Genomic DNA, 6,243 nt, shown 5'->3' on the forward strand with positions numbered 1-6,243 from the left:
ACACCAATAACCGTTACAGTATCTAACTCGGCAGCCTTACCCTCAGCAATTGACGATGATGAATAAAGGCCGATAGAAGTCGCAAGCGCTACACCACTTGCCAACACAGTCAGTCTTGATTTCACTTATATTCCCCTAATGTTAAATCTTTACAAAACTTTACAGAGGGGAAACATACACTAGTTAATAATGATTATCATTATTTCTTCTTGTTTTTTTAATAAATTTCTGCTTATTGTTGCAAAATTGCTACATCATCACGCGCAAACTTGGTTGCTCATTGATCGTTGTGTTGAATTCAAATAAGCCGCGGCTAAGGTCTTTAGCAAACTCAGAAAAATGATGTTCACTCATTCTGACTGTAATCGACCCCATTGTGAGATGAATCATTTTGCAATCAGGACAATGTTGGATATCAACTGTTTTTGATTCGAAAATGGTCGCTGGTTTACATGCTCTACTGGCCATGGTGACTCCGTAAAAAAATTAAGAAAAGGAAAATGCTGTGCGCTGCTTGAGGTTCCGGTGACGACAGTAAACATTCCACCAACTTTTCGCATAAGATTGCCAAAGTGTTTTGATAGAAAGACCATCGTCTTGTGTGATCAACAAACGGTAGTTACGGCTTATTTGTAATGCCAAGCATGCTGATGGACTAAGTTGATAGTAAGCCACCAGTTCCTTGATGGCGACTAACAGACAGTCACGCTGCCACTCGGGTCGACTAAGTGGCATATTCATGATTGTAATTTCCTTGCTGCTGCAGACAGCAACATATTCCAAACGGTTTTCTTTGAGCTTCTATCCAGGCAATTGAAGTCTGCTGCGTGGAGCTTACCTTCACGGATTAGGGTTTCAAGTGTCGTCTCATCAAATGCCAGATGAATGCTGTGTCTTCCATGTGTATTAAATTGTGCCGTTTTCATAACTCACCTCGTCCTGACAATGTGGAGATGAGTATAGATACATTTAAATCTAAATGCAAATCATTCTTATTTAATTAAATAGATTTCACTCATTTTTATGGGGAGTAGGATCCCGTTCCATAGTAGCCATAACCGACAAATGGCCAGTCATGTTTCGGATTATATGGCAGACCTGAAACGGGATTATTGGCAGGCCAACGCTGATCTTTGAGTAATTGAATCACAGGTAAAGTGAGTTGCTTTTGATCAACGATCATTTTTTTCTCGTCAACGACCTGCCCTAAAACGGTAATAAAACTATCTGGTTTGTAGACTTCCGGATCAAGGAAGTTGGCACTCCGCACATAAAACCGACCATCGCTATTAAGGCTATCATCAGGTCGTCCAGCGCGATTAAGAGGAAATTGGACAACCAGTATTTCTGATTGTTGGTCGGTGTTCTCGACGGCAATAATTTTGCCTCCCCAACGAACACGTTTACCGCTATTAGCTTGAATATCCATAGCGACTTGTTGAAGTGATAAATCCCCCTCTGCCGGTGGTTTTATCGAGGGTGACATATGACTACAGGCCACCAATAAAGATAAAGACAGTATGCTTGTTAATAAACGTATCATAGGTCGTTCTCCTATTATTTGTATGCGATGCCGATGTGATTCAACAGACGTCGCTTATCTCTTCTTTCTATTATTTTTTCTGGCTGCTTTTTTTGCTGCTTTTTCTTCCCGAGCCACTAAAACCTGCAGCCATTCAGCTTCAATCATCTCAGGTGTTTCCATCGTTATCCTACCCAACATACCGGCTCTCAGCTCTGTCAGAATAATTTTCGCTGTGCGATCTAAGTCCACTCGGCCACCAGCTCGTAAACACCCGCGTTTTGTGCCTATAGTTTCCATGTTTTCAAGTGCATGCTCTGAAAGTTCAGACAAGCCAAATCGTTCTTTGAGTTGAGCCGGATAGGCTTTCATTAGATATTCAACGGCATATAAAGCAATATCATCATTATCAATTGCTGTTTCTTTGATTGCACCTGTGACTGCCAGACGATAGCCGCTATGAGGATTTTCCAGGTTTGGCCATAACACGCCAGGGGTATCATGCAAAACGACACCTTGCTCCAGGCGAATCCGCTGCTGCATTTTGGTGATAGCAGGTTCATTTCCTGTCTTAGCAATTTGCCTACCGGCCAGGCTATTAATCAATGTCGATTTTCCCACATTGGGAATCCCCATTATCATCGTATTGATTGGTCTACCCGCTTCTGCTTTTGCTGGCACCATATTTCTACATAGTGTAAGCAAATCAGCGATACCGTCATATTGCTGAGCCACCATGGTCAATGTTTTGGTATGACTCTGTTGTTCAAAATACTGCTGCCAGCGCTCAGTGAGAGAAACATCCGCGAGATCAAATTTATTTAATAATTTGATGCAAGGTTTATCCTTGCGAATCTCTGCCAGCATAGGATTCTGGCTACTGAAAGGAATTCGGGCATCCAGCACTTCAATAATCAGATCCACCTGAGGCAGAATCTCTTTTATTTCTTTACTGGCTTTGTGCATATGGCCGGGATACCACTGAATTGCCATTCATGTTCCTTTTTAATTATCGATAAACAATAGGTAACATTCTAACGTAAAGCCGCAATAACGCCGATTTGCTTTAATGACTTCTAGATGAAGACGCATTCCGCTGTGACTTGGGTAACGTATAATGCGGATTTTTCTATGATAACCGGAACAAAAATATGCCCAAGGCCAGTGATCTTAAACGTGGAATGGTAGTCGAAGTGCATGATGAGCCTTATGTTGTTAAGGATATTGATATTCGTAACCCATCTTCACGCGGCGCATCCACACTTTATAAAGTTCGTTTTAACCATCTTAAAACCAAACAAAAACGTGATGAATCTTTCAAAGGGGAGGACTTCCTTAAAGAAGTCGACTGTGAGCGTCTGCTAGTGCAGTTCTCTTATCAGGATGGTGACAGTTATATTTTCATGAATAACGAAAGCTATGAACAATATGCGATTAATGCTGCTGATATTGAAGATGCGCTAGGCTTTATTCATGATGGCTTGGACAATATTGTGGCGGTTTTATTAGAACAACAACTCGTTGCTATTGAGTTGCCAGCCGCGGTGTCATTGACTATCGTTGAAACTTCACCGGGTATAAAAGGTGCTACTGCTGCGGCGCGAACTAAACCAGCCACATTATCAACAGGACTGGAAGTTCAAGTGCCAGAGTATATCGAGAATGGTGAAATTATCAGGGTCAATACTGACACAGGTAAATTTATGTCGAGAGCGTAAACCGGGCAATATGAAGACACGCATCAAACATCTCATTTTAATCTGCTTGGGTTGGATGTTTGTCAGTCTTGGCATCATTGGCGTTATTTTACCTTTGATGCCAACCACGATTTTTCTGATTTTAGCGCTGGGATGTTTTGCTGAAAGCTCACCTCGTTTTCACCAAATGCTGCTCGATCATAAGTGGTTTGGTCCCCCTTTGAAGCAGTGGCAACACACGCATAGCATGCGTCGTGATGTAAAAAAGAAAGTCTATCTAATTGTCGTTTTGTCTTTTGCTATTTCAATCGGTGCTGTCTGGGGTCATGTCTGGTTACAGCTCATGTTGTTTGTCATAGGGCTGGTTCTGTTAGCTTGTCTTTCTCGTATAAAAGAATCCAATTGAAACATGAGTGGTATGACGCTCTTACAGCGTCTCTGATACAGTGCCCGGATTCAAATATACAAGCCATGACAGATGGCTATGAAAGAGACTATACCGACCTTAATTAAGTTAGATCAGAGCACCAAATTAGAGAAAATTTCACCCGATTTATTAATGAACAATGGAGATAATATGGAATTGCAGTCTTTTATCACGCAATTAAAAACTCAACCAGAAAGTATAGAGTTTGAAGACACAATGTCGGTCATCGATGCAAATTATGTCTTTACGCCTACCGCATTTAAAAATGGTGGAACCACGAATGAAGCCGGACAAAATAACGGCTCATGCAAAATTCTTGGATTTGGCAAAAAGCATTCTCTAAGCGTTGACGACACTTTGGCTTGCTTTGGTAAGTATTATCGAGAGGATGTATTAGCTAACCCAACAGGTGATGATCATCAAAATATCCGTCATTTTATGAAGACGGGTTGGGATGGTGTCATCTTTGAAGGCGATCCATTAACTGCTCTTTAATATTCACCCGGCAAAAACAAAAAAGGGAGCAATTGCTCCCTTTTTTTGGTTATGTCATCACGCATTAAAGTAAGACGCGTTCGATACCACCTTGTTTCACACTGTCGATAAAGTCTTTATGCCAGTTATCCCCTTTCAGATGCTTGGCAATTTCCACGACGATGTAGTCAGTATCAATCCCAGTATCTTCACTATAACGGCTCAGACCTTGTTGGCAGGCCGGACATGAGGTCAGCATTTTCACATTGCCATTTTTCGCTTTATCCTGACCCGTCAGATCCTGAATCCCTTTAGTGATTTCCTCTTCTTTACGGAAACGCACCTGAGTCGCAATATCTGGACGCGCCACAGCAAACGAGCCGGCTTCACCACAGCAACGGTCATTTAATGCCACATCTTGTCCCATCAATGTGCTCGCTACCGAAGTCGGCTGATAGGTCTTCATTGGTGTATGGCAAGGATCATGGTACATATACTGTACCCCTTCCACACCTTCTAGCTTCACGCCTTTTTCCATCAGATACTCATGAATATCCAATAATCGGCAGCCGGGGAAAATGGCTTCAAACTCATATTTAAGCAGCTGATCCATACAGGTACCACAAGACACAATAACCGTCTTAATATCCATATAATTCAGTGTATTAGCCAGACGATGGAATAATACCTGATTAGATGTCGAAATCGATGTCGCTTTTTCCTGATCACCCGTTGATGCTTGTGGGTAACCACAGCATAGATAGCCTGGTGGTAACACGGTTTCAGTCCCCACTTCGTAGAGCATAGCTAAAGTAGCCAAGCCTACCTGACTGAACAAGCGCTCAGAACCACAACCTGGGAAATAGAACACCGCATCTGATTCATCATTGACCTTTTTCGGGTCACGGAGAATCGGGATCATCTTCTCATCTTCGACCCCCAACATCGCACGTGTTGTTTGCGTTGGTAAGCCAGTTGGCATCGGTTTTTTCATGAAATGAACGACTTGCTCACGAATCGGCGTTTTACCCGTTGTCGGCATGGGTCGTTTTTTCTTACTTCCCAATAAGCCCAGCGTTTTGGCAACACCATGTGCCATTTTCTGAGCCTGATAGCCCCATTCGATCATGGTTTTACGCATGATTTTCACGGTGAGTGGATCAGTCGCATTTAGATACGCCATTGACGTCCAGGTACCAATATTAGGTCGACGTTTGCCTTGTTTCTTCAGCACTTCGCGTAACTTAATACTGACATCACCAAAGTCGATATTGACCGGACAAGGGTTCAGACAACGATGACACACCGTACAGTGGTCCGCCACATCATTCATTTCTTCAAAGTGACGTACTGAGATACCACGACGTGTTTGTTCTTCGTACAGGAAGGCTTCAATAATCAAACCAGTACCAAGAATCTTATTTCGTGGTGAATACAGCAAGTTGGCTCGAGGCACGTGTGTTGTACACTCTGGTTTACATTTACCGCATCTCAGACAATCTTTAATATCATTGTTGATATCACCCAGATCACTGGCTTCAAGAATCAAAGCTTCCTGTTCTAACAAACGCAATGACGGTGTATAAGCATTATCCAGACCAGAACCTGCCAATAATTTACCCGCATTGAAATGACCGTTCGGGTCCACTTTCTGTTTATAACTAGCAAATGCATCGATCGTGGCTTTATCCAGATACTGCATTTTGGTCAGACCGATACCATGCTCACCAGAAATAACACCACCCAGCCGTGAAGCCAGCTCCATGACTTCATCCACAATACCTTCAGCATCATGCATCATTTCATAATCATTGGAGTTAACCGGAATATTCGTATGAACATAACCATCACCAGCATGCATATGAGTGGCGACAAATAAACGACCTGAACGGTTTTCTTTGTGAATACTATCCAGTTTATTCCTTAATACACTCAACGCTTGTCCCTGGAATAACTCTTTTAAGGGTTTTTCCATTTCCTCGCGATAGGAAATGCGTAAATCACGACGTTGCAGTACATCAAATAAGGTATCGCCATCAACGATATTTGCTTTTGCTGTATCCGATAGTAAGTCAGCCAGCTCAACAGCAGGTGTATCCAGACTATCTAATATTTTCTGCCAG

9 protein-coding genes are annotated in these 6,243 nt (G+C 42.4%); 3 read left to right on the forward strand and 6 right to left on the reverse strand.

Annotated features, from left to right (window positions below):
- Positions 1-249 precede the first annotated feature (249 nt).
- From B4K20_RS04340 to ylqF, 5 genes are all read right to left on the reverse strand, one after another.
- Positions 250-468, reverse strand: coding sequence for a hypothetical protein (locus tag B4K20_RS04340; RefSeq protein ID WP_286303710.1), 219 nt, complete (start codon positions 466-468; stop codon positions 250-252).
- Positions 469-486: 18 nt separating this feature from the next.
- On the reverse strand, positions 487-741 hold the full coding sequence (locus B4K20_RS04345) for a hypothetical protein (RefSeq protein ID WP_289282013.1): 255 nt from the start codon (positions 739-741) through the stop codon (positions 487-489).
- Positions 738-926, reverse strand: coding sequence for a hypothetical protein (locus B4K20_RS04350; protein WP_286303708.1), 189 nt, complete (start codon positions 924-926; stop codon positions 738-740). The genes B4K20_RS04345 and B4K20_RS04350 overlap by 4 nt, the downstream gene beginning before the upstream one ends.
- Before the next feature lie 95 nt (positions 927-1,021).
- Positions 1,022-1,543, reverse strand: a complete 522-nt coding sequence (locus B4K20_RS04355; protein WP_289282014.1) for a Slp family lipoprotein — start codon at positions 1,541-1,543, stop codon at positions 1,022-1,024.
- 54 nt (positions 1,544-1,597) lie between these two features.
- Positions 1,598-2,515: a ribosome biogenesis GTPase YlqF gene (ylqF, locus tag B4K20_RS04360; RefSeq protein ID WP_289282015.1), complete on the reverse strand. Its 918-nt coding sequence runs from the start codon at positions 2,513-2,515 to the stop codon at positions 1,598-1,600.
- 158 nt (positions 2,516-2,673) lie between these two features.
- On the opposite strand from ylqF, the gene yeiP reads away from it, so the two are divergent.
- The 3 genes from yeiP to B4K20_RS04375 all read left to right on the forward strand — a co-directional run bounded on the left by yeiP (position 2,674) and on the right by B4K20_RS04375 (position 4,141).
- Positions 2,674-3,240: an elongation factor P-like protein YeiP gene (gene yeiP, locus B4K20_RS04365; RefSeq protein WP_286303705.1), complete on the forward strand. Its 567-nt coding sequence runs from the start codon at positions 2,674-2,676 to the stop codon at positions 3,238-3,240.
- A 10-nt stretch (positions 3,241-3,250) separates the two neighbouring features.
- Positions 3,251-3,625 (forward strand): YbaN family protein, encoded by a 375-nt coding sequence (locus B4K20_RS04370; RefSeq protein ID WP_286303704.1) that lies wholly within the window; start codon positions 3,251-3,253, stop codon positions 3,623-3,625.
- 78 nt (positions 3,626-3,703) lie between these two features.
- Positions 3,704-4,141: a HopJ type III effector protein gene (locus tag B4K20_RS04375; RefSeq protein ID WP_343749522.1), complete on the forward strand. Its 438-nt coding sequence runs from the start codon at positions 3,704-3,706 to the stop codon at positions 4,139-4,141.
- Between the two features lie 64 nt (positions 4,142-4,205).
- Here the strand turns inward: B4K20_RS04375 and B4K20_RS04380 are convergent.
- Positions 4,206-6,243: DUF3400 domain-containing protein (locus B4K20_RS04380; protein WP_289282016.1), on the reverse strand; the 2,038-nt coding region annotated here is incomplete at its 5' end.

This window comes from Methylophaga sp. UBA5088, from assembly GCF_002414625.1.
Taxonomy (GTDB): domain Bacteria; phylum Pseudomonadota; class Gammaproteobacteria; order Nitrosococcales; family Methylophagaceae; genus Methylophaga; species Methylophaga marina.